A 22,399-nucleotide genomic window follows, 5' to 3' on the forward strand; every position below is an offset into this window, starting at 1 on the left:
GGGCTTGCCCGCGATGCAGACACCGCGGTCCTTCAGCCGTACCGAGCCGATGCCATCGCAGGCAAGCCAGCTCCCACAGGGACCTCACAGGCCATACAAGAATAATTATTCAGGAGAGTCATCATGGGCGAAGTGGTTCTGGCAGCGAAGATCTGCCACGTACCGTCGATGTACCTGTCGGAACTGCCCGGCAAGCATCACGGCTGTCGCGAAGCGGCGATTGCCGGGCACAAGGAGATCGGCCGGCGTGCCCGCGAACTCGGGGCAGACACTGCGGTAGTGTTCGACGTGCACTGGCTGGTCAACAGCGGCTACCACGTCAATTGCGGCGAGCAGTTCCAGGGCACCTACACCAGCAACGAACTGCCGCACTTCATCAAGAACATGGACTACGCCTACCCCGGCTGCCCTGAACTGGGTGAGCTGATCGCCGCCGAAGCCAATCTGGCTGGCGTGCGCAGCATGGCCCACAACATCCCGAGCCTGGAGCTGGAATACGGCACCCTGGTGCCCATGCGCTACATGCATATGGGCGTGCCCGACGCAGAAAAATTCAAAGTCATTTCCATCGCTGCCTGGTGCGCCTGGCATCGCCTGGAAGACAGTTTTGCCTTCGGCGCCGCCGTGCGCCGGGCGATTGAAAAGAGCGATCGCAAGGTACTGGTGCTGGCGTCCGGCTCGCTGTCCCATCGGTTCTCGGACGACCGCGAGGCTGAGGCGAATATCCACAACTGGACCCGCGAATTCGACAAGCAGGTGGACCTGCATGTCGTGCAAATGTGGAAGCAAGGCCGCTTCAAGGAGTTCTGCGCCATGTTGCCCGACTACGCCGAACACTGTTTTGGCGAAGGCAAGATGCACGACACCGCCATGCTCCTGGGCCTGCTGGGTGGGCCGGACTATGCCAAGCCGGCCGAGATCATCACGCCGCCGTTCGGCAGTTCGGGCACCGGCCAGATCAACGCGATTTTCCCGCTTTAACCCTGGGAGAGCCCCATGCCGCACTTTATCGCTGAGTACACCGACAACCTCGAACAGCAGGCCGACTTGCCCGGCCTGTTTGAAAAAGTCCACCGCGTGCTGGGCGACAGCGGTGTGTTTCCGCTGGGCGGCATTCGCAGTCGCGGCGTACGCCTGGACACCTGGCGCATGGCCGACGGCAAGCATGACTATGCCTTTGTGCACATGACCCTCAAGGTCGGCCATGGCCGCGACCTGACCACGCGCGAGGCCGTCGCCCAAGCGGTGTTCGCGGTGATCATCGCGCACTTCGCCGAGCTGCAGGCACAGCGCTTGCTCGCGTTGTCGTTCGAGATGATCGAGCTGCACCCGCAGCTCAACTTCAAGCAGAACAATGTGCACGCGTTCCTGAACAACGCGGCGAGCTGAAACGACCCCGGCTCCTACAACTACAAGAAGAACACCATCATGAGCACAGCCCATTCCACTGCAAGCCTGCGGCTTGCCGAGCACGACCGCACCCATCGTTTGGTGACCTGGCGCCTGATGCCCTTGTTGCTGGTGTGTTACCTGTTCGCCCATCTGGACCGCATCAACATCGGCTTTGCCAAGATGCAGATGAGCAGCGACCTGCACTTCAGCGACACCGTGTATGGCTTTGGCGCCGGTCTGTTCTTCATCGCCTATGCACTGTTCGGCGTGCCCAGCAACATTGCCCTGGACCGCGTCGGGCCACGGCGCTGGATCGCCTGCCTGATGGTGGTGTGGGGCCTGCTCTCCACCGGCATGTTGTGGGTGGAGAGCGCGCGCGGGTTCTACGTGCTGCGCTTTCTACTGGGGGTGGCCGAGGCCGGGTTTTTTCCGGGGATCCTGGTATTCCTGAACCGCTGGTACCCGGCGCGCCGTCGCGCCCAGGTCACCGCCTTGTTTGCCATTGCCGTGCCTATGGCCGGGGTGTTGGGCGGGCCGATTTCCGGGGCGATCCTGGAGAACTTCCACGACGTCGGCAGCCTGCGCGGCTGGCAATGGATGTTCCTGATCGAAGGCGCGCCCGTGGTGCTGCTGGGGCTGGTGGTGCTCAAGTGGTTGCCGGACAGTTTCGAGTCGGTGCACTGGCTGACTGCCGAGCAAAAACAGCAACTACGTACCCAACTGAGCAACGAGGAACAGCGCAAGACCATCACCTCGTTCGGCGGCATCCTGCGTGACCCGCAGGTGTGGCTGCTGGTGGCCGTGTACTTTGCGGTGATGCTGGCGGTCAACACCCTGGCGTTCTGGATGCCCACCCTGATCCACGGCGCCGGCATCGGCCGCGACAGCCAGGTCGGCTTGCTCAGCGCCGTGCCGTATCTGGCCGGTTGCTTCTTTATGCTCGGCTGTGGGCGCTCGTCCGACCGCCACCGCGAGCGCCGCTGGCACCTGTGCGTGCCATTGCTGATGGCGGCGCTCGGCATCGCCGTGGCGGGCCTGGCGCCCGCCAATGCGCTGCTGGTGATGGGCGGGCTGGTGGTCGCCGGCATGGGCGCCAGTGCCGCGCTGCCGATGTTCTGGCAACTGCCGCCGGCGTTTCTCTCCCACACCACCCAGGCCGCGGGCATCGCCATGATCAGTTCGTTCGGCAGCATCGCGGCGTTCCTCGCGCCCTACCTGATCGGCTGGATGCGCGACGCCACCCAGAGCGCCAGCCTGGCCCTGTACGTACTCGCGCTGTTTATCGCCCTCGGTGGCTTGCTGGTGCTGCGCACCCAGGCCGCCATCGTCAACCCACACTAGAGACCGTTGCCATGCTCGACTCCCAGCAAATCCTTGCGGCCGCCGCCCACCTGGACCGCGCCGAACGCAGCCGCGAACAGGTGCGCCAGTTTTCCCTCGACTACCCCGATATGACGATCGACGACGCCTACGCCATCCAGCGTGAATGGGTCGCGCAGAAGATCAAGGACGGGCGCACGCTCAAGGGCCACAAGATCGGCCTCACGTCACGGGCCATGCAGGTGTCGTCGAATATCACCGAACCCGATTACGGTGCCCTGCTCGACGACATGTTTTTCGACGAAGGCAGCGACATTCCCTTCGAGCGTTTCATCGTGCCACGGGTGGAGGTGGAACTGGCCTTCATTCTCGGAAAACCGCTCAAGGGGCCTAACTGCACGGTGTTCGATGTGCTCGACGCCACCGAATGGGTAATCCCCGCGCTGGAAATCATCGACGCCCGCATCCAGCAGGTCGACCCGCACACCAACGCCACCCGCAAGGTATTCGACACCATCTCCGACAACGCCGCCAACGCCGGTGTGGTGCTCGGTGGCCGTGCGGTGCGCCCCACCGAGATCGACCTGCGCAAAGTGCCGGCGGTGTTGTATCGCAATGGAGTGATCGAAGAGTCCGGGGTGTCGGCGGCGGTGCTCAACCACCCGGCCAAGGGCGTGGCGTGGCTGGCCAACAAGCTGGCGCCCTATGACGTCACCCTGCTGCCCGGCCAAGTGATTCTCGGCGGTTCGTTTACCCGCCCGGTGGCGGCCCGCCCTGGCGATACCTTCCACGTCGACTACGACCTGCTCGGCTCGATTGCCTGCCGCTTCGTCTGAACCCAGGAGTGCTGTCATGGACATGCCTGTCAACCGCTTCAAGCAACGCCTGCACAACCGCGAAGTACAGATCGGCCTGTGGCTCGGCCTTGCCAACGCCTACTGCGCGGAACTGGCGGCCAACGCCGGTTTCGACTGGCTGCTGATCGACGGCGAACATGCGCCCAACCACCTGCCGGGGATGCTCGCGCAATTACAGGCCATCGCGCCCTACCCCAGCCAGGCGTTGATTCGCCCGGTGATCGGCGACACGGCGCTGATCAAACAACTGCTGGATATCGGCGCCCAGACGCTGCTGGTACCCATGGTCGAAAACGCCGCCCAGGCCCAAGAACGGGTGCGCGCCCTGCGCTACCCGCCCCAGGGTATTCGCGGGGTCGGCAGCGCCCTGGCCCGTGCCTCGCGCTGGAACAGCATCGCCGATTACCTCGACCAGGCCGACGCGCAGATGTGCCTGCTGGTGCAGATTGAGAATGCCGAGGGCCTGGCCAATCTGGACGCCATCGCCGCCGTCGAAGGCGTGGATGGGGTGTTTATCGGCCCGGCAGATTTGAGCGCGTCCATGGGCCACCGGGGTAACCCGGGGCACCCGCAGGTACAGGCGGCGATTGAGGACGCCATCGTGCGTATCGTCAAGGCGGGTAAGGCCGCAGGGATTCTCAGTGCAGATGAAAATCTCGCACGACGCTATATCGAGTTGGGGGCGACGTTCGTGGCGGTGGGGGTGGATACCACGGTGTTGATGCGGGGGCTGCAAAGCCTGGCCGGGAAGTTCAAAGATATTCCACAGGCCACCACCACTGGCGCAGTGTATTGATATCCCCTGTGGGAGCGGGCTTGCTCGCGAATGCGGCGTGTCAGTCAGCAGATTCATTGACGGATATACCGCATTCGCGAGCAAGCCCGCTCCCACATTTTGATCGGTGGTGATTCAGCTGTTGGTTTATCGCTTGATGTTCTTCAAGTCATCCAGCAACCCCAACAAGGTCTGGAATTTCTCTTCGCCAAACTGATCCTGCAAGCGCTGGTAGTTGGCCTCCATGCACTGGCTCATGGACTCAAAACTCGCTTTGCCCTTGTCCGCCAGGGTAATCAGCACCCGGCGCTGGTCCTGTTCGGCCTTTCGCCGGTGCACCATGCCGGCCGCTTCCATGCGCACCAGCACGCCGGTCATGCTCGGCTTGAGGATGCAGGCCAGTTCCGCCAGTTGGTAGATCTCCAACTCTCCATGCTGTTCAAGGATGCGGATGATGCGCCATTGCTGTTCGGTCAGGCCGTGTTCATTCAGGGAAGGACGGAAAAAACTCATCGCGGCCTCGCGCGCTTGCAGCAAGGCCAGGGTCAGGGATTGTCGAGGTGTGGACATAGGGCTCAGGGTCACGAAGTATTTAGTTAATAGTTTAACGAAACTCTAACATTCCCGGCCGGCGAGCGCGCTATAACTTGTAGGTGCCCTCGCCCGTGGCGCGCTGAATCAAAAAACCGGGCACGCAGGATCAAGACTTCCAGCCCGCCAGGGGCCCTAATGGAGGCATCCGCTTTAGCGCCTTCCTTCACTTTTTCAGGCTGCGCCATGATCAACATCGAAACCCCCACGTACTACACCGCCACCAAAAAATACAACCTCAGCTTTCCCACCCTGGAACAGGATATCGACGCAGACGTCGTGGTCATCGGCGGCGGCTTTTCCGGGATCAACACGGCCCTTGAGCTGGCGGAAAAAGGCATCACTAACATTGTGGTGCTCGAAGCGCGCTACCTGGGCTTTGGCGGCACGGGCCGCAACGGTGGGCAGATCATGGCGGGCATCGGCCATGACCTGGAGAAGATCAAGAAGGACGTGGGCGAAGACGGGCTGCGCCAAGTGTTCGAGATCAGCGACCTGGGCGCCGACATCATCAAGAACCGCATCGCCAAGTACAACATCGATGCAGACTTTTGCCACGGCTACGGCTACATGGGCTTCAACGCCCGCCAGGAAAAAACCCTGCGCGCCTGGGAGAAAGACTTCAAGTCGATCAACAGCCAGCACGAAATCCGCTTTCTCGGCGGCTCCGATGTGCAGCAGATCATCGGCTCCACCGCCTACACCAGCGCCCTGTTGCACATGGGTGGCGGGCATGTGCATTCGCTGAACCTGTTGCTGGGCGAAGCTACCGCACTGGCCAGCCATGGCGTGAAGATCTTCGAGAACAGCCCGGCGCTGGAAGTCAGCTACGGCGAGCGCATCACCGTGCGCACCGGTCGCGGTTCGGTACGCGCCAGCAAGTTGCTGTGGGCCTGTGACAGCTTTCTCAACAAGCTGGAGCCAGAACTGCACCGCTCGACCATCAACACCTACGCGTTCCAGATGATGACCGAGCCGTTGTCCGAGGAGTTGATCCAGCGCATCAGCCCAATCCGTGGGGCCTACAGCGACATCCGCCCAGTGATCGACTACTACCGCGTCACCAACGAGAACCGCCTGCTGTTCGGCGCCGCCACGCCTTTGGTGGAGCACATTCCCGGCGACCTGAAAGCCTGGAACCGTCACCTGATGCTGAAGATTTTCCCCTACCTCAAGGACGTGAAAATCGACTTGGCCTGGGGCGGCCCGATGGCGTGCAGCCCGAACCTGTTCCCGCAAGTGGGCACCTTGCCGGGGCGCAGCAATGCGTTTTTCGTGCAGGGCTATTCCGGCTTTGGCGTCACGCCCAGCCACATCATCTGCAAGGTACTGGCCGAAGGCATGAGCGAAGGCTCGGCGCGTTATGACCTGGTCAGCTCGATTCACCGCCCCACCATCATCGGCAAGGACGCGATTCGCCCCCTGCTGCTGACGGCGGGCAAATCCTGGCACCAATTATCCGGCTACTGGAACGGTCGCCGCTAACCCCTGTAGGAGCGGGCTTGCCCGCGAAGAACGTCAACGATAACGCGGGCCTTCAGGTAAATCGCGGTGCCCAGACGTTCTTCGCGAGCAAGCTCGCTCCTACAAAAATCTCGTACTTATCGGAGCATCTGCCATGACACTTACCACCCTGAAACACAACGTCCAGCTGTCGGAACTCGACGCCTGGGGCACCGTGGCCGACCTCGGCTCGCAAATCCTCGAAGGCGAAGTACGCGCCTTCGGCAAGATGACCTTTGGCGCGCCCACCGATGCGGTCAGCAGTGCGTACTTCGGCACGACCCAGGGCAAGTTCCGCATGGTTTACCCGTTCGCCGAACAGGCCACGATAGTCACCGGCGAAGTGGTGCTGACCGACGAGTCCACCGGCCAATCCACCCGCTACAAGGCCGGTGACAGCTGGTTCGTGACCAAGGGCACGCCCGTGCTGTGGGAAGTGGTCAGCGAGAGTTTCGTCAAACACTACTTCGCCGTCGTGTAAGGGAGGGGTTGCCATGTCGAATTCATCTGACTGGATCACCGTAGGCGCCCTGGCTGAGGGGTTTGCACCTGAGGCCTTCATCCTGCCGAACCTGGCCGACCTGGCCGGCCAGACCTTCACCCTGCACTTTGCCAATGGCTGGCAGATCGAACACCGCTTCGAACAGGAACGCCTGGCCTGGCACGCCGCCGATGGCCACTCCAGCGGCAGCGCCGCCTACCGCGCCAGCTCGATTCGCCCGGGCCTGTACCTGGTGGACTTTATCAAGCACGAGGCCGGGCAAAGCTGGTCGATCAGCCTGGTGCTGGACACACCAAATGCCTCCTTTACCGCGGTGATTGGCCGTATGCCGGAACCAGCAGAGACCCACGAAGGCCTTTACCACCGCGCCCTGGCCGGCAAACCGCTGACCTCGGTACAGGTTGACTTCCTCCATGGCAGCCTCGACCGGCCGTGGCAGAACGGCCACTGCCTGCACGCCCCCACCGACGAGTTGGTCGGCCTGCGCAACCACTATCGCTACAGCCCCAGCGAGGTCTACGAGCACATCTACCTCAACCCGCAATTCTACGCCTGGCAATGCCTTGAGGGCGTGGAGAAAGGCCTGTGCGACACCGACCGCTGCCATTACTACAAGATCGCCGAACAGCTGTACCTGTTCGTCTGGCAGGAGAAGATCGTACCGACCCTCGGCCTGGTGCTGATCGACCTGCAACAGCACCGCAGCGACGGCAAGATCTTCGGCTATGCCGGGACGTCCTTCGACGCGCTGTCGAACTTCCCGATCAGTTCCTATTGCCAGGTGCTCAACCGCACGGAGTATCCCCGTGACTGAGCCGCGCACGGTGGTGATCACCGGGGCCGGCACCGGCATCGGCGCTGCCTGCGCACGCTTGTACGCACAGGAAGGCGCACGGCTGGTGCTGATCGGTCGGCGTCGTGAGCCCCTGGAACAGGTGGCGCAGGACACCGGCGGGCTGATCCTGGTGGGCGATGCCGCCTGCCCGGACACCTGGGACGGCTTTATCCAGCAAATCCGCAGCCACTGCGGGCGCCTCGATGTGCTGCTGGCCTGTGCCGGTGGCCACGGGCTAGGCAGCGCGACCCAGACCAGCCCGGCCACCTGGGAAGGCGCGCTGCGCAGCAACCTCGACAGTGCGTTCTACAGCGCCCGCGCCTGCCTGCCGCTGTTGCAGGAAAGCGCCGGGAACATGGTGCTGATTGGTTCCATCGCCTCATTGGCGGCAGGCCCCGAGGTGTGTGGCTACACCACCGCCAAGCATGCGCTGCTCGGGCTCAACCGCTCGCTGGCCCGTGATTATGGCCCCCATGGCGTGCGCGTGAACGCGGTGTGCCCAGGCTGGGTGCACACGCCGATGGCCGACGCGGAGATGCGGCCTTTGATGGAGGCGTACGGCGAGAGCTTGCAGCAGGCCTATGCACGGGTGTGTGCCGATGTCCCGCTGCGGCGCGCCGCCCGTGCCGACGAGATCGCCAAGGTGTGCCGCTTCCTGGCCAGCGACGACGCCTCGATCATTACCGGCGCCACGTTGGTGGCGGACGGTGGGGCCAGCATCGTCGACGTGCCGACGCTGGCGTTTACGCGCCTGGAGCCTGCCCATGACGAATGACCTGGATTTCAGCGGCCAGGTCGTGCTGGTCACCGGCGGCGCCCAGGGCATTGGCCTGGGCATCGTCCAGGCCTTTGCCCAACGCGGTGCGCGGGTGGTGATTGCTGACCGTCTGCTTGAACAGGCTGAAGCCGTGGCTGCCCGGTTGTGCGCACAGGGGCATCAAGTTGAAGCCGTTGGCGTTGACCTGGCGGATGCCAAAGCGGTGTTTGCTTGCGTCCAAGGCTTGGCGCAACTGGATGTACTGGTGCACAACGCCGGGTACTTTCCGCTGACCGCCTTTGCCGACATCACCCCAACGATCCTGGAGCGCACCCTGGCGGTGAACCTGTCGGCGCTGTTCTGGCTGACCCAGGCGGCGTTGCCGAGGTTTCGCGAGCAAGGCCGGGGCTGCGTGCTGGTGACGTCTTCAGTCACCGGCAACCGGGTGGGTTACCCGGGGCTGAGCCACTATGCGGCGTCCAAGGCCGGGGTGAATGGGTTTATCCGCAATGCCGCGCTGGAGCTGGCGCCGTTGAATGTGCGGGTCAACGGCGTGGAGCCCGGCATGATCGCCACTCCGGCGATGGATAACCTGGGCGATGCGGCCGTGAATGACAGCATCGCCCGCCGTGTGCCGCTGGGGCGCCTGGGCGCGGCGGCGGATATTGCCGGGGCGATGGTGTTTCTGGCCTCTGACCTGGCGGGCTATATCACCGGGCAGACGCTGGTGGTGGACGGTGGCGCGACGCTGCCCGAAATCTGAAACCCGATCATTCCCACGCTCTGCGTGGGAATGCATCCTGTGACGCTTCGCGTCACGACTTCTGGAGCGGGACGCGGAGCGTCCGGGGCGGCGTTCCCACGCAGAGCGTGGGAACGATCACGAGGAGCTGTTTATGCCCCCACCGCCTGCAACCGGCTGGAACGAAACTCCTTGGGCGACACCTCGAACTGCTTCTTGAACGACCGACTGAAATGCGCCGAGTCGGTAAAGCCCCATTTGTACGCAATCGAGGTGATCGACTCACTGCGCAGGAACGGGTTGGTCAAGTCATCCGCACTGCGCTTGAGCCGTGCGCGCTGGATATAGCGGCAGACGCTGTCGTCCTGTTCTTCAAACAGACGGTACAGATGCCGCACCGAAATATTCAGGCGGTTGGCCAGGCCGATCGGGCTCAGGCCTGGCTGGCTCAGGGACTCATCGATGACCTTTTGTACATAGCTGCGCAGGTTATTGCCGTGCAACGCAGCAACGCCCTCGCGACACTCATCGCCCTGCTCCAACGCCGACCCCAACAGCGAGACGAAGGCCGCTTGCAGCGCTTCCACTTGCGTGGCGTCTTCGTCGGAATCGTCCTTGCACAGTTGGTCCATCAGCACATGCAGCATGCGCCCGCAGGCTTTGGTCGAGGAGATCTTGCCGAAGGCCCGTGCCTGGCCGCCCAGGTGCTTGCACACCGCACTGCGCGACAGGGACAACGAGGCGTGTTCGATCAGGCCGAAGGGGGTGATTTCGATGGAGCCCACCGAGTCCATCAACAGCATTTCTCCGGGGGCCAGTTGTACGGTCTGGTCGTTCTGGGTGATCTGGGAGTAGCCGCTGCGCTGGCTGACCAGGAAACATTCCTGGTCGTTGTCATGGTCGGCTTGGTGCGTCGGGCGTTTGATCAGCCCGGCGTTGGTGCGCAGGATGGCCAGGCCACGCGACAGGTTGTGGATCTCGCCGATAAACAGCGAACGGTTGAAAGCCAGCTGAGTATCGAAGTGGCCGCACGCGGCGCGCAGTTCGCGGTTCCAGCTGTCGAGCCCGTCGGGTGCATGCTGTGGGATGCTCATGGGGTGTCTCCGCAGTGGCGTTATTCTTGTTGTTCTGCGCAATAGTTAACATGTTATCTATATGCACGCAACAACAACCTGTTTGCCCTTTGCAGAAGCACTAATGGTGCCAATCAGAGATTCGACAGTACCCTGTGCAGGCCGACCAATGTGGCGAGCAAATGCTCGCGTTGTGCACGGCTTAGCGCAATGTAGCGCCGAAACGCCGGCATGCGGTTGACCACCTCGCTGCCGCCCATATGCTCCAGGCGAACGCACCATTGCCGGTCGTGCAGCTCGATGCGCAGGCGCTTGAAATCCAGCGGCATTAACGCTTGGAACAACGTGCTGTCAGCCAGCAGACGCGCCTGCAACTCACGGCCCAGTGCCTGATTGCCAGAGCGGCGCCGCACATGAATGCCGCTGCGACGGATCGCGCCGCCATGGTGCACTTCGAAGCTGCCAGCGCCACCCGCTGCCGCGGGAGCGCGCAGGACATATTCGGTCAGCACCAGGTGCATCAACAACTGCGACTCGGTGCGCTCGACAATTTCGAAGGCCACACCGTCCACTTCAAGGGTTGCCAGGCCCAGATCACGCCGCAGGTGGGCCAGGGTCACCCCCGGCCGATACCCACTGGGTGCGCGGTCAGCACGAAACAGCTCAAACAGTTTTTGCCGCAAGGTCGCTATAACTTGCATGGGCGTGCCCCGGTTCGTGATTGAATTCCTTGGCCAACACCTCCTCTACGCAGGCGGGCTTGAAGGGGTTGACCTTCTGCACCACCAGGGTCCAGAACAGCGCGTAGGTGGCCGTCACGCCGAGCATCACGCCAAACGGCACGTAGATGTCCGCCGGGTTCATGCCGGGCGGGGTGATAAACCACATGCCCAACAGAATGCCGATGCTGGAGACGATCTGCGGCAGCGGGAACCACGGCGAGCGATAGGCGCGGGGCAAGTCCGGACGCCGAATGCGCAGGATCACCACCGACAGCGTCACCAACAGGTAAGCGAAACTCCAGGCACACACCGCCGCCAGCACCAGGTGCATGATGTTGTCGGTGTTGCCGCCCAGGTACAGCGCGTGCAGGCACGGGATCAACATGGCCACCAGGATGCACAACAGCGGCGTCTTGAAGCGCGGATGCAGGTAGGTGAACACCTTGGGCAGGGCGCCATCCACTGCCATGCCGTAGAGAATGCGCGGCACGCCGGCCATCAGGGTATTGATGGTCGCAGCGCCAGCGAACAGAAAACCGATGCCCAGCCACAACGGGCCGATCTGCCCCATCACCTGTTCGGCGAACCGGGGAATGGCCATGGGTGTGTCCAACAGGTGCACCCCCGAAGCTGCGTCGAGCACCACGTTCTCCACCTGGCGTTTCATCGCCGCGCCATAGATGAACATGCAGGTGGCCACGCCCATCAGCCCGAGCATCATCGCCCGTGGCATCACCTTGGCCGATTGGCGCAGGTCCGGCGCCAGCGGGGTGACGAACTCGCAGCCCACGAACATGAACATCGCCATGCCCACCAGCGACAGCACGGTAACCAGGTCGGTGCCCACCAACGACTCGCCGAACCAGCCCTCCAACTGCACCGCCGGCGCGGCGATCAGGCCCAGTACGCCGAACACCATCAGGGTGGTCCACATGCCGAAGGTCAGGATGATCTCGGCGCGGCCAAATGCGCTGACGCCAAAAGCATTCAGCACGCCGAACACCAGTACGAAACCGACGCCCAGCAACCACGAGCCGCCGGCCGACTCTGCCAGGGTATTGAGGTGTTCGAAGTTCACCAGGGCCATGACCCCGGCGAGGATAGTTTCGGCGGTGCCGGCGAACACATGCACGATCAGGTAGGCCGACAAGGTCCCGGTGATCGCAAAGAACCTACCCATGCCACAGTTGATGTAGTCGTACACAGAACCGGTGGTAGGCAGTATCGACGCGGCCTCGGCGAAGGTGGTGGCCTGGGCCAGCATCATCACCACGGCGAGCAGCATCGCCAGGGCAAAGGCGCTGCCGCCGATGCCGAAACCCATGGTGGCGGTGAGGATCACCGGGCTGGCCATGATCAGGCCGATGGTGCTGGCCAACGCAGTGGGAAAACCTACCGTGCCCCGGTTGAGGTGTGCGGTGAGTCGGTCGTTGATCGACATGGAGGGGTCCTCGAAGCGGTTTTTTTTAATGTGTCGGCACTCTGCGCCCCACTCCCGTTGATCGTCTTGCCCCTGTCTGCCGCCGGTTTTGTTGCTGCCTGCCAGGGCGTGTGGCCTGGCGGCCAGAGTCAATTGCCTGGCACGCAGGGAAAAGACTTGGCCTCATACCGCTCGCCCTAATGCGCCCTCACTCTTAACCAAGATGGGGTCAATAACAATGGAGCACACACTGAAAAACCGCCGCCTGCGCCAGACGGTCGGCCTGGGCGTGGCACTGCTGGTGGGCCAGGCGCAGGCCATCGAGTTGTATGCAGACGCCGACACTCAGGTCACCGGCAACTTCCTCGCCGTGTACGGTATGTTCAATAGCCCGAAGAACTACGATGGGCGCAGCGGCGGCTCCACCTGGCGTGAGGCGTTCATCAAGTACGGCCTGAGCGTTGACCAGAGCCTGGGCAACCTGGGCGGTGTGTATGGCACGGCCAACCTGGTGAGTTCCGGTACCTGGGGCGATGGCGACGCATCCGGGCTGACCAACGGCACCGAGCGCACCACCAAGTTTGACGAAGCCTTCGCCGGCTGGCGGTCCGGGGAGCTGTTCCCGGTGTTGGGCAAGGACGGTGTGGACCTGTCGTTTGGCCGCCAGATCATCATGTTGGGCGACGGTTTTATCCTTAACGACGATGGCCCCAACCTGGGCAACGGTGTGGGCGACGGCGAGTTCAATCGCGGCGGCGCCTACTACATCGCCGCGCGCCATGCCTTCGATAAGACGGCGGTGATTCGCCTGGGTGGCAAGGACGGCGTACATGGCAGCCTGATGTGGATCAAATCCGACAACCGCGCCCAGGCCCTCACCGAAATGGCCGCCGGTACCCTGGAATACAGTGCCGCGCCGGGTACCCTGGGGCTGACCTATATTCACGGCATCGATGTGGATGAGCGCTTCGCCACCGACCTGCAGCGCCAGCGCAAAGGCATGAACCTCTACAGCCTGCGCGGCGCCGGCAATGCCGGTATCGACAACGCGCACTTCGCCTTCGAACTGGCGCGCCAAAGCCGTCGTGACGGCCAGGAAAATGCCGGCTACGCCGAAGCCGGTTACACCTTCACCAACCTGCCGTGGTCACCGGACCTGACCTACCGCTACGCCCGTTATTCGAAGAACTGGGACGGCATGTTCTCAGGCTTCAACCGTGGCTACGGCACCTGGGTGCAGGGCGAAGTAGCGGGCAACTATTCCGGCCCCTTCAACAGCAACACCGCCGTGCAGCACGTGGCGCTCAAGGTCAAGCCACTGGAGAACGTCACGCTTGGGGCGCTGTTCTTCGACTACAACACCGTCAGCACCCGCGGCCAATTGAACCTGGATGGCCGCGAACTGGACCTGTATGCCGAATGGGCCGTCAACGAGCACCTGATCATCACGCCGCTGCTCGGCCTGTACAAACCGAATAAATCAGCCGAAAACGGCGGCAATCAGATCGGCGGCAACGGCACCAATGTCTACAGCCAACTGGTGGTCGCCGTGCCGTTCTAAACCGCCTCGGGCGCGCACGGAGGCAGCGCCCGGACCTCGGCATAGGCGCCCTGATGATAGAGCAGCGGCGCACGGCCAAAATCATCAAAGGCCACCACCTTGCCGATCATGATCCAATGGTCGCCGCCGTCCACCTGCTGGTATTTCTCACAGTGAAAACGCGCCGAGCAATCGGCGAATACCGGCGAGCCTCCCTCCCCCGGCTCGTATTCGATCAGGGCGAAGCGGTCTTCACGGGGGCGCGCGAAATTGTTGGATAGATGCACCTGGTCCGCCGCCAACACATTCACGGCAAAGTGGCTGGCCTCCTCGAACACGGCATGGCTATTGGAGCGTTTGTCGATGCTCCACAGCACCAGCGGCGGGTCGAGGGACACCGAGTTGAAACTGTTGGCCGTCACGCCCACCTTGCGCCCGGAGGCGGTGGCGGCGGTGACCACGGTCACGCCGGTGGCAAAATTGCCCAAGGCGCGACGAAAGGCCCGTGGGTCGAATACGTCAGACATGCAAGACTCCCGGGTGGCCTCTATGGGCCGCCCTGATTGTTGTAGGGAAAACGCAGCTACACCATGCTCGGGTCGGGTTCCAGGCCCATCAGCTCACGGCCAAGGATTTGCGCGCACACGTCATAGTCGGTGTAGGCATGCGCGCCGGTCATGTGGGCATCGCGGAACAGGCGCTGCATTTCGTTGTGTTCGAACCAGGCATTGCCACCGGCGGCGGCGAACAGGCGGTCTACCGCTTCGATGCACATCTTGGTGGCGTAGGCCTGGTTGGTGCGCCAGAACGCCAGGGTTTCTCGCGCGGGGTAGCGGTGGGCAGCGCTGTGTTCGGCGTGGTCTTGCCAGGTTTTCTCCAAAAACGCCCGAGCGGCGGCCACCTGGTGGGTGGACTCGGCCAAGCGCATCAGCGCCGGGGTCGCTGCGCCAACGGCAGCACCGGTGTAGGCGCGCACACGGTTTTTGGTTTTTTCGCGGAACACCTCCAGCATGCGCTCGGCCACGCCGAGGCTGACGGTGGAAAAGCCACTGGCGAAATACGGCCGATACGGCGCGTAGAAAATCTGACTGTCTGGGTACAGACCAAAGCCTGCGGACTTGCCTTCCATCATGTCCTTGGCCTTCTGGATCCGGTGCTCGGGCACCCAGGCGTTGTCGATGATCAGGGTCTTGGTGCCGCTGCCTTTCATGCCGGCCGCGAACCAGTCATCGCGAATCTGATAGTCACTGCGCGGCAGGACGGCAAAGCAGTAATCCTGGGTGCCTTCGGCATTCTGGCGACGGCAGCCGACAATCGCCCACTCGCCATGGTCACAGCCGCTGCTCCAGCCCATCTCGCCACTGAAGTACACGCCACCCTCGCCCTCGGTCACCCGGCCGAACGGCGCAATACTGCTGCTGGCCGTGGCATCCGGGTTGGCGCCCCAGATCTCCTCCTGCAACTGCGCCGAGAACAGCGCCAGTTGATGGCTGTGGGTACACAACAAACTCATGGCCCAGGCGGTGCTGGCGCAACTGCCGGCGAGCAAGGCGATGCAGTCGGCGAATTCGGGCAGCGACAGTTCCAGGCCACCGAATGCCTTGGGCTGGAAGGCGCGGTGCAGGCCGATGCTTTTGAGCAGCGCGATATTCTCATCCGGCACCTGGCGCAGCTGTTCGGCACGGCTGGCGTTCGCGGCAATGGCAGGCAGAAGAGGCTTGAGGTCTTCGAGGAGCGGGTTTGGCTTTTTCATGGACGGCCCTGCTTATTATTGGAAGTCCGGCAGGCGCTCCGAATCGTGGAACGGCGCGGGATGCAGGGCCAGTATCGAACGGCTTGCGCCGGCACAACATGCACGTTCGGCAGGCAAGGTTGTACTTTTCACAGGCACGGCAGGCACAGGCATAAAACCTGGCAGGCACAGTCAAGCCGCGTACCTGCGCGTTGGTTAACCTCGGGGTTTCTTTTGTGAACTGCCAGGAACCTGCCATGAGCGATATCCCGCTGCTGCCTCACGTCGAAGCCTTTTTGCGTCGCCGTCATGGGCTGTTTATCGACGGCGCCAGTGTGCGCAGCCACGCCGATGCACGCCTGAGCGTGACCAACCCCGCCACCGGCCAGGTGATCGCCGACGTGGCCGACGCAGACCTGGCGGATATCGACGCCGCGGTCGCTTGCGCCAACCGTGGTTTCCAGCTGTGGTCCCAGACCGCTCCCGCCATCCGTGGCAACGTGCTGCTGAAACTGGCCGACCTGCTGGAACACCATCGCGAAGAACTGGCGCAGATCGAAACCTGCCAGTCGGGAAAAATCATCCAGATTTCCCGCGCCTTTGAGGTCGACCAGGCCGCGCACTTCCTGCGCTACTACGCAGGCTGGGCCACCAAGCTCAGCGGCCAGACCCTCACGCCGTCGCTGCCTTCGTTCAATGGCGAGCGCTACACCGCCTTCACCTTGCGCGAACCGGTGGGCGTGGTGGTGGGCATTGTGCCGTGGAATTTCTCCACCATGATCGCCATCTGGAAGCTCGCCTCGGCGCTGGTGACCGGTTGCAGCATCATCATCAAGCCCAGCGAATTCACACCGCTGACCCTGCTGCGCATCGCCGAACTGGCCATCGACGCCGGGTTGCCGGCGGGGGTGCTCAATGTGCTGACCGGCGGCGGCCAAGTCGGCAAGGGGCTGGTGGAACACCCCGGCACGCACAAGGTGTCCTTCACCGGCTCAGTGCCCACCGGTATTGCAGTAGGCCGCAGTGCCATGGGCGCCGGGCTGACCCGCGCGACCCTGGAACTGGGTGGCAAGAACGCCGCCGGCTTCCTGCGCGACATGGATGTAGACAAAGCGGTGGATGGCATTATCGAAGCGGGTTTCCTGCACTCGGGGCAAATCTGCGCAGCGGCCGAACGTTTCTTCGTGCACCGCTCGCAAATCGACGCCGTGCTGGAAAAACTCAAGGCGCGTCTCAGCCGCCTGACCATCGGCTCGCCCCTGGATGAACACACCGAATTCGGCCCGGTGACCCACCAGCAACACCAACAAAAACTGCTCGGCTACTTCAACCAGGCCCGCGCCGAAAACAACACGATCATCCACGGCGGCCACCTCATCGACCGCCCCGGCTGCTACGTCGAACCCACCGTGATCCTCGCCAACCACCTGCACGACACCCTGCTCAACGAGGAGACCTTCGGCCCCATCGCCACCTTCCTGCCCTACGACAGCGAAGACGAACTGCTGGCCATGATGAACCACGGGCCCTACGGGTTGAGCGCCAGCCTGTGGACCAATGACCTGGGCAAGGCCCTGCGCATGATCCCGGCCGTCAAGGCCGGCACCCTGTGGGTGAACATGCACACCTTGCTCGACCCGGCAGTGCCGTTTGGTGGCAGCCGGTCTTCGGGATTAGGGCGGGAGTTTGGCAGTGCGTTCATTGAGGACTACACCGAGCTTAAGTCGGTGATGGTTCGGTATTAAGGGCTGAGTGCCGACGACCGGAATCAGGGCGCAGCTTTGGCGGGTGGGCCACGAAACAGGTTCCTGGAAATGATGTCGGCCTTCAGCATCTTGAGTTGCAGATGACGATTCACTGCGCCAACCCCTTCCATATAACGGGTGACATGGCGCTTCCACGTATCGACCAACACGAAGGGCGCCAAGCCAATTGCAACAAACGGAAAAATAACCAAACCGAAAAGGATTTTCATAAGTTCCAAGCACCCTTGCAAAAAATTCACAGGGCCCAAGGATTTTTCATAATGCAATTTCTTGGTCAACACGTCGGAAATCAGGTTCGTGCCGATGGCGGCGGTTACAAACGGGAAAACAAAGAGGAACAGGTTGGAGCGGTGTTTCACCTGGTCAAACAGAGCACCGCTGATTTTGCCTTTTTCGTGCAGTGACTGCGCCAGCCCATTGAATGCGTCGATAGAGACCACGGCACACGCGGCAATCGAAATCAGCGCAACGCCGGTCGCTACGACAACTTGCGGCGTGGTGTCTTTGTCGAGAATGAAGCCAATCACCGCCATCACCAACACAAAGGCCATCACCAAAAAGCCCAGTTGCACATCCAAGCCAAACAACAATTCGTAATTCATCCGTGAACCTCTCTATCAACACTAATTAAAATAACCAGCTGTCACTGATAAGGAATCAAGTGATCGTGCTCCAGATCCCGCATCAACTCGCTCAACATCTCGCTTTCGCTGCGGGGCTCGGTCATGGGGATGTACCAGGTCGTAGCTGTCCAACCACCACGCTTGTAAGCATAGGTTTTGAGCAGTTGCCCGTCCTTGAACAGCGAGCCGTGCAACTGGCGCTCGTAGGTGTAGGGCACTGGCACGGTCAACAGCGTCAACGCGCCAAGTATCGCCGGGAGCGCACCGGCCCCTTTACCGCCGCGTTGATCGACCAACAAGCTGTAGCCCGTCTTGCTGAAACCGCCATCCATAAAACTGAAGGCACCTGTGTCACGCAACAACTGGATAACTTCGCGTTGCGTCTGCTGTTCAAACCTCGACACGGGCGACGGCATCGTGACACTCATCGGCACGTAGGCACGCTCTGCCTTGTAATCCAACGGTTTGAGGGCGGTACCGCAACCACCGAGCAACAGCACGGCGGCCAGTAACGTAGTCCTGATCATTGTGCGTGCTCTTCGGGCAGCAGCCCGTCGCGCTGTACATCTTCGGCAAAAGCCCGTGCAACACGGTGACCGCTCTGTAGCTCCATCCCGCCAGGGCCATCCAGCAGCCAGGAATATTTGTGGGTGACGTTGCGGTAGCTGTACTGCTTGAGCTGCTTCCCATTGTGCTGCAGGGAGAACTCGGTGGTGGTGTCAATGCTCACGAACAGGGGCAGCAGAAACAGAGTTGCCGCGCTCAGCAGTACCACCGGGAAAGGCGGCATATCACGCTGAACGTTGTAGCGCACCCACACCGAGTAATCGTCCGCGTTGCCCCGGCCGCTTTCGACACTGCGAAACACCCCAGTCTCACGCAATTGGTTACGAATTTGTGCTGCATTAAGCGGGTCATCGATCATGACGTGGATCGGCTTGAGGTATTCCTTGCCATCCGGCAATGCACGCTCAGGAAGCGTATGGGTGGTTGCACACCCGGTCAGCAGCGCCAGGGCGCTGAACGTAATAAAACGGTTCATGGGCGTGTCTCGTGAAGGATGTTCTGGCCCGCCCCGGATGGCAGCGGCGCGATGATATAAGGGGCGGCGCTGCGATAATCCAGCGGCAACAACTCCAGAGCCGGCAGGCCCGCAACAGAGTGCCGCGCTAGCGGCTCATCGCGTCCTTGCTGGTCGCGCCAGCGGAAGGCACACAGCGAAGCGCCAAGGCATAACGAGCGAAATTCACCGAGGTAATAGGCGTTGCCGGCCTTCAGGCGCAGTGGCAGGTTGAATTTCTCTCGCGCCTGCACCGAGGTGTAGGTCGTCCCCAGAGTGGGTGAATAACTGCTGGAGAAAAACTGAAAATCATAGAACTCATAATCCGCAGGCTTGAGCGCCAACACGAATACACTGGCGGCACCGGCCGCATCCTTCACATCCTGAGGTGTTTGCCGACCGACGCCCACCCAGATCGCTGCGGCGCCAAACTCGGAACCGCGCTTGCGAAACAGTAAACGCTGATTAGGCGCAGGAGATGCGCTAAGGCTCTGCGGGCCGATTGATCCGACTACATAAGCGACCGGGTCCTGGGGGCCAGGTTGCAATGGCTGGCTAACCAGCGACGCAGACTGAGTACCGCAACCTGCCAGGGCTGACGTAATCAACAACAAGGCCAAAGGCCGAGAGAAGCGAGACATATCGAACCCTGAACGCAGGCAAAAAAAATAAACGGCAGGCGTCAGGAAAAATATGGGATGAGCCTTCCTGGCGCTGCGCCTCGCGTCACTGCGACGGGGGGCGAATGGTACGGGGGGAATCGCGGTTTGACTACAGATGATCAGCAGCATTTGTCAGCGCTCGGTGAAAGCCACTCATATCACCGCCTCCGCCTCAATCTCAATCAACCACTGCGGCAACGACAACCCGCTGACGATAATCCACGAAGACGGTGGCGGGTTGTGCGGGAAGCGCTCAAGTAGCGCATGGGCGATCGACGCTTGCTGCTCACGGGCAGACTCGACGATATACAGCCGCAGCATGATCACATGAGACAGGTCGCCACCGACCTCGGCCAGCACCTTTTCGATATTGTCCAACGCTGCGGCGGTCTGTTCGGCGATGCCGGGGCCGACCGTGTGCTCTTGAGCATCTACCCCCACCTGCCCCGACAGCATGATTCGCCGGCCCTCTGGCACTTCCATGGCCTGGCTGAAACCGTACTGCAGGGAGTTGAATACCGTCGTGGGATTAATAACCTTTCGTTGCATGACCAATCCTTGTTGTCAGTAGGAAAACAAGGCTAACCCAAAGGAATCGCTAAGGATGATGGTTCAACATCCAGCAACATGTTCGTGGGTGAAGCGCTGAACCTTGAGTGCCCGGCGGCCTGATGAAAACGCGCAAACCCGCCAGGCAATGACATTCCCCTGTGGGAGCCGTCGAGCTTTAGCGAGGCCGCGATAGCGGTGGGTCAGGCAATGAGTATGTTGACAGTGCCGCCGCCATCGCAGCCTCGCTAAAGCTCGACAGCTCCCACATTGGATCGGCTGTGTCTCAGTAGATAGTGATCCATGCTGGAACTTCACTGCTATCATCCAGCCACTACTTATGACATGGAGGTCGCTATGCACCAGGTAACAACCCTCGCTTGCTTACTGGTATGCGGCGCCCTCACCGGCTGCAGTATCACGCAAACCGTCACCCCCGTTCCCTCCTCAACTGTTCACTCGCCCGAAATCTGCATGATTCCCGCCGCAGGCTTGCGTGAAGGCTTCAATACGACTTACACCGCTCAATTACGCAGTAAGGGCTTTCAACCCCGCGAGTTGCCGCCAGGCGCCCCGCCCGCCAGTTGCGCGCTGTCGACCACTTATATCGGTACATGGAGCTGGGACATGGCGCTGTACATGAGCTTCGCCGATATTCAGGTGTTCGAGAACGGTCGAAGGGTCGGACAGGCGTTGTATGACTCAACTTCGGGTGGCGCCCGAATGGGCAAGTTCATCGACGCGCAAAGCAAAATCATCGAGATGACCAGTCAGCTGTTTCCCAATGCTGATTACGGCATGACTCGACGTCAGGCTGACCTTCTTCCCTAGAGCGAGCTCATCCACCTGCCTGCGCCACACTTCATACCACCTTCTGTAGGAGCGAGCTTGCTCGCGAAAAACCCACAGGCGCCGCACTTACTCAGGAAGCACGCGTTATCGTTGACGTTTTTCGCGAGCAAGCTCGCTCCTACATGGCATTATCGTGCCAGGCTACCAGGTGCCCATCGCCAGGCTGTGCGGTGAAAATTCAGCGAATTGCCAACGCAAGGCCAACGCTGCCGGGCGGCGGACCACATGTTCCACCGTCACCGTCCACAAGCGCTGCGCGCCTTCGAACTCAGCTACTTGCGGCCCGCTCAGGATCAACGAAGTACGCCCGGCCACTTGCAGCACGTCACCCGTCTCAAAATCAACAAACAACAACCCCGCCACCGGGTTGGCGTGCAGGTTGCCGAGGGTGTTGAAGAACAGGTTGCCGGCAAAATCCGGGATGGTCAGTACGTTACCTTCCACTCGCACAAATCCCGTATTGCCGCCTCGGTGGGAGACGTCCACCGAACGTTCGCCGTGCAGTTCGACGTAGCTGGCGACGAAGAAAGTGTCGGCGTGGCGGATCAGCGCTTGAGCTGCATCGTCCAGGCGGTTGCTGCGCTCGGCCAGGTTGCCGGGTTTGCGCGCAATGCCGGCGACGGGGCGCAGTTGGATGTACTTGGGGCAGTTGCCGAAGGTGTGTACCACCTCGACCGTGAAGCCCTCCTGCTCAAGCGTTCCAATGCGGCCATTCATGCGATTGCGGCGGCGGGTGTTGAGGTCGATGCCCAGCAGGCCAATGGCCGAGCCATCCGTTATTCCAGCCCGGGCGGGATCAGTTCTGGAAGGCAGGCTGTCGATCTGCAGCGTGTGCGGATCTGGTGAGTGCGCGAAGCCTGGTGCGCCCTCCAGCATCGTCGCCCAGGGGATGCCTTGTTCGTCCACCACGCCCGCGATCAAGTACGGCAGCAGCGGATAAAAATCGCGGTGCTGCTCAGGCAGATGATCACGAATGACCTTGGGCCCGATCATGGCCATGCGTTCAGAGACGCCGGCACTTTCCTGCATGTGTCGTTCGCCGACATGCCAAGGGGTTGGTTCAATCGAGTGCATGGCGCTCACCTCCGGTTAGATACTGAAGATGCTGCACCCACACCGCGATGGA

At 61.8% G+C, this 22,399-nt stretch carries 24 protein-coding genes and 1 pseudogene; 13 read left to right on the forward strand and 12 right to left on the reverse strand.

Annotated features, from left to right (window positions below; genetic code table 11):
- The first annotated feature begins 123 nt into the window (after positions 1 to 123).
- Genes hpaD through hpaI form a run of 5 tightly spaced genes read left to right on the forward strand, consistent with a single transcriptional unit; the run spans position 124 to position 4,365 of the window.
- Positions 124 to 981, forward strand: a complete 858-nt coding sequence (gene hpaD / locus BMH52_RS20570) for a 3,4-dihydroxyphenylacetate 2,3-dioxygenase (RefSeq protein WP_014719073.1) — start codon at positions 124 to 126, stop codon at positions 979 to 981.
- A 15-nt stretch (positions 982 to 996) separates the two neighbouring features.
- Entirely contained in the window at positions 997 to 1,389 is a 393-nt protein-coding gene (locus BMH52_RS20575) for a 5-carboxymethyl-2-hydroxymuconate Delta-isomerase (protein WP_014719074.1), read from the forward strand.
- 39 nt (positions 1,390 to 1,428) lie between these two features.
- The gene (locus tag BMH52_RS20580) at positions 1,429 to 2,733 is read left to right on the forward strand and encodes an MFS transporter (protein WP_072433831.1); all 1,305 of its coding nucleotides are present in this window, start codon (positions 1,429 to 1,431) and stop codon (positions 2,731 to 2,733) included.
- Positions 2,734 to 2,744: 11 nt separating this feature from the next.
- Complete coding sequence (gene hpaH / locus BMH52_RS20585) at positions 2,745 to 3,548, forward strand: 2-oxo-hept-4-ene-1,7-dioate hydratase (RefSeq protein ID WP_014719076.1); 804 nt, start codon at positions 2,745 to 2,747, stop codon at positions 3,546 to 3,548.
- 16 nt (positions 3,549 to 3,564) lie between these two features.
- On the forward strand, positions 3,565 to 4,365 hold the full coding sequence (gene hpaI / locus BMH52_RS20590; RefSeq protein WP_072433829.1) for a 4-hydroxy-2-oxoheptanedioate aldolase: 801 nt from the start codon (positions 3,565 to 3,567) through the stop codon (positions 4,363 to 4,365).
- A 126-nt stretch (positions 4,366 to 4,491) separates the two neighbouring features.
- On the opposite strand, the gene hpaR is transcribed toward hpaI, so the two are convergent.
- Positions 4,492 to 4,914: a homoprotocatechuate degradation operon regulator HpaR gene (gene hpaR / locus BMH52_RS20595; protein ID WP_014719078.1), complete on the reverse strand. Its 423-nt coding sequence runs from the start codon at positions 4,912 to 4,914 to the stop codon at positions 4,492 to 4,494.
- Between the two features lie 207 nt (positions 4,915 to 5,121).
- On the opposite strand from hpaR, the gene BMH52_RS20600 reads away from it, so the two are divergent.
- From BMH52_RS20600 to BMH52_RS20620, 5 genes are all read left to right on the forward strand, one after another.
- Positions 5,122 to 6,420: an FAD-binding oxidoreductase gene (locus tag BMH52_RS20600; RefSeq protein WP_020301330.1), complete on the forward strand. Its 1,299-nt coding sequence runs from the start codon at positions 5,122 to 5,124 to the stop codon at positions 6,418 to 6,420.
- Between the two features lie 133 nt (positions 6,421 to 6,553).
- Positions 6,554 to 6,919: a cupin domain-containing protein gene (locus tag BMH52_RS20605; protein ID WP_034134255.1), complete on the forward strand. Its 366-nt coding sequence runs from the start codon at positions 6,554 to 6,556 to the stop codon at positions 6,917 to 6,919.
- A 13-nt stretch (positions 6,920 to 6,932) separates the two neighbouring features.
- Positions 6,933 to 7,754: a molybdenum cofactor biosynthesis F family protein gene (locus tag BMH52_RS20610; RefSeq protein ID WP_072433827.1), complete on the forward strand. Its 822-nt coding sequence runs from the start codon at positions 6,933 to 6,935 to the stop codon at positions 7,752 to 7,754.
- Positions 7,747 to 8,550 (forward strand): SDR family NAD(P)-dependent oxidoreductase, encoded by an 804-nt coding sequence (locus BMH52_RS20615; protein WP_073844886.1) that lies wholly within the window; start codon positions 7,747 to 7,749, stop codon positions 8,548 to 8,550. Before BMH52_RS20610 ends, BMH52_RS20615 begins: the two co-directional genes overlap by 8 nt.
- A complete protein-coding gene (locus BMH52_RS20620; protein ID WP_014719083.1) occupies positions 8,540 to 9,295 on the forward strand; it encodes an SDR family oxidoreductase in 756 nt (251 codons plus the stop codon). The genes BMH52_RS20615 and BMH52_RS20620 overlap by 11 nt, the downstream gene beginning before the upstream one ends.
- Positions 9,296 to 9,426: 131 nt before the next feature.
- Here the strand turns inward: BMH52_RS20620 and feaR are convergent, their stop codons facing one another.
- From feaR to BMH52_RS20635, 3 genes are all read right to left on the reverse strand, one after another.
- Positions 9,427 to 10,368 carry a transcriptional regulator FeaR gene (feaR, locus tag BMH52_RS20625; RefSeq protein WP_072433825.1) on the reverse strand — a complete coding sequence of 314 codons (942 nt, stop codon included), beginning with the start codon at positions 10,366 to 10,368 and terminating at the stop codon, positions 9,427 to 9,429.
- A gap of 113 nt (positions 10,369 to 10,481) precedes the next feature.
- A complete protein-coding gene (locus tag BMH52_RS20630; protein WP_073844888.1) occupies positions 10,482 to 11,048 on the reverse strand; it encodes a DUF3156 family protein in 567 nt (188 codons plus the stop codon).
- Complete coding sequence (locus tag BMH52_RS20635; protein ID WP_032901975.1) at positions 11,011 to 12,510, reverse strand: APC family permease; 1,500 nt, start codon at positions 12,508 to 12,510, stop codon at positions 11,011 to 11,013. Before BMH52_RS20635 ends, BMH52_RS20630 begins: the two co-directional genes overlap by 38 nt.
- A 217-nt stretch (positions 12,511 to 12,727) precedes the next feature.
- On the opposite strand from BMH52_RS20635, the gene BMH52_RS20640 reads away from it, so the two are divergent.
- Positions 12,728 to 14,050, forward strand: a complete 1,323-nt coding sequence (locus BMH52_RS20640; protein WP_073844890.1) for a hypothetical protein — start codon at positions 12,728 to 12,730, stop codon at positions 14,048 to 14,050.
- A 32-nt stretch (positions 14,051 to 14,082) separates the two neighbouring features.
- Here BMH52_RS20640 and BMH52_RS20645 read toward each other — a convergent pair.
- Together BMH52_RS20645 and BMH52_RS20650 are read right to left on the reverse strand one after the other, a co-directional pair.
- Positions 14,083 to 14,556: pseudogene (locus BMH52_RS20645) on the reverse strand (flavin reductase family protein); the annotation flags it as partial.
- A gap of 56 nt (positions 14,557 to 14,612) precedes the next feature.
- A complete protein-coding gene (locus BMH52_RS20650; protein WP_032901980.1) occupies positions 14,613 to 15,782 on the reverse strand; it encodes a p-hydroxyphenylacetate 3-hydroxylase oxygenase component in 1,170 nt (389 codons plus the stop codon).
- A 236-nt stretch (positions 15,783 to 16,018) separates the two neighbouring features.
- On the opposite strand from BMH52_RS20650, the gene BMH52_RS20655 reads away from it, so the two are divergent.
- Positions 16,019 to 17,506: an aldehyde dehydrogenase family protein gene (locus tag BMH52_RS20655; protein WP_073844892.1), complete on the forward strand. Its 1,488-nt coding sequence runs from the start codon at positions 16,019 to 16,021 to the stop codon at positions 17,504 to 17,506.
- Positions 17,507 to 17,529: 23 nt separating this feature from the next.
- Here BMH52_RS20655 and BMH52_RS20660 read toward each other — a convergent pair whose 3' ends face one another.
- The 5 genes from BMH52_RS20660 to BMH52_RS20680 form a co-directional block, all read right to left on the reverse strand.
- Positions 17,530 to 18,129 (reverse strand): hypothetical protein, encoded by a 600-nt coding sequence (locus tag BMH52_RS20660; protein WP_073844895.1) that lies wholly within the window; start codon positions 18,127 to 18,129, stop codon positions 17,530 to 17,532.
- A 41-nt stretch (positions 18,130 to 18,170) separates the two neighbouring features.
- Positions 18,171 to 18,677 carry a hypothetical protein gene (locus BMH52_RS20665; protein ID WP_003192419.1) on the reverse strand — a complete coding sequence of 169 codons (507 nt, stop codon included), beginning with the start codon at positions 18,675 to 18,677 and terminating at the stop codon, positions 18,171 to 18,173.
- Positions 18,674 to 19,192 (reverse strand): hypothetical protein, encoded by a 519-nt coding sequence (locus BMH52_RS20670; RefSeq protein WP_073844897.1) that lies wholly within the window; start codon positions 19,190 to 19,192, stop codon positions 18,674 to 18,676. Before BMH52_RS20670 ends, BMH52_RS20665 begins: the two co-directional genes overlap by 4 nt.
- Positions 19,189 to 19,851 (reverse strand): hypothetical protein, encoded by a 663-nt coding sequence (locus tag BMH52_RS20675; protein ID WP_073844899.1) that lies wholly within the window; start codon positions 19,849 to 19,851, stop codon positions 19,189 to 19,191. The genes BMH52_RS20670 and BMH52_RS20675 overlap by 4 nt, the downstream gene beginning before the upstream one ends.
- A gap of 174 nt (positions 19,852 to 20,025) precedes the next feature.
- The gene (locus BMH52_RS20680) at positions 20,026 to 20,421 is read right to left on the reverse strand and encodes a RidA family protein (protein ID WP_003192423.1); all 396 of its coding nucleotides are present in this window, start codon (positions 20,419 to 20,421) and stop codon (positions 20,026 to 20,028) included.
- Between the two features lie 357 nt (positions 20,422 to 20,778).
- Here BMH52_RS20680 and BMH52_RS20685 point away from each other — a divergent pair, with 357 nt between their 5' ends.
- The gene (locus tag BMH52_RS20685; protein ID WP_032901991.1) at positions 20,779 to 21,252 is read left to right on the forward strand and encodes an Sbal_3080 family lipoprotein; all 474 of its coding nucleotides are present in this window, start codon (positions 20,779 to 20,781) and stop codon (positions 21,250 to 21,252) included.
- A gap of 162 nt (positions 21,253 to 21,414) precedes the next feature.
- Here BMH52_RS20685 and BMH52_RS20690 read toward each other — a convergent pair whose 3' ends face one another.
- Positions 21,415 to 22,347 (reverse strand): pyridoxamine 5'-phosphate oxidase family protein, encoded by a 933-nt coding sequence (locus tag BMH52_RS20690; protein WP_073844901.1) that lies wholly within the window; start codon positions 22,345 to 22,347, stop codon positions 21,415 to 21,417.
- Between the last annotated feature and the right edge of the window lie 52 nt (positions 22,348 to 22,399).

The organism is Pseudomonas sp. BTN1 (genome assembly GCF_001907715.1).
GTDB classification, from domain to species: domain Bacteria; phylum Pseudomonadota; class Gammaproteobacteria; order Pseudomonadales; family Pseudomonadaceae; genus Aquipseudomonas; species Aquipseudomonas paracarnis.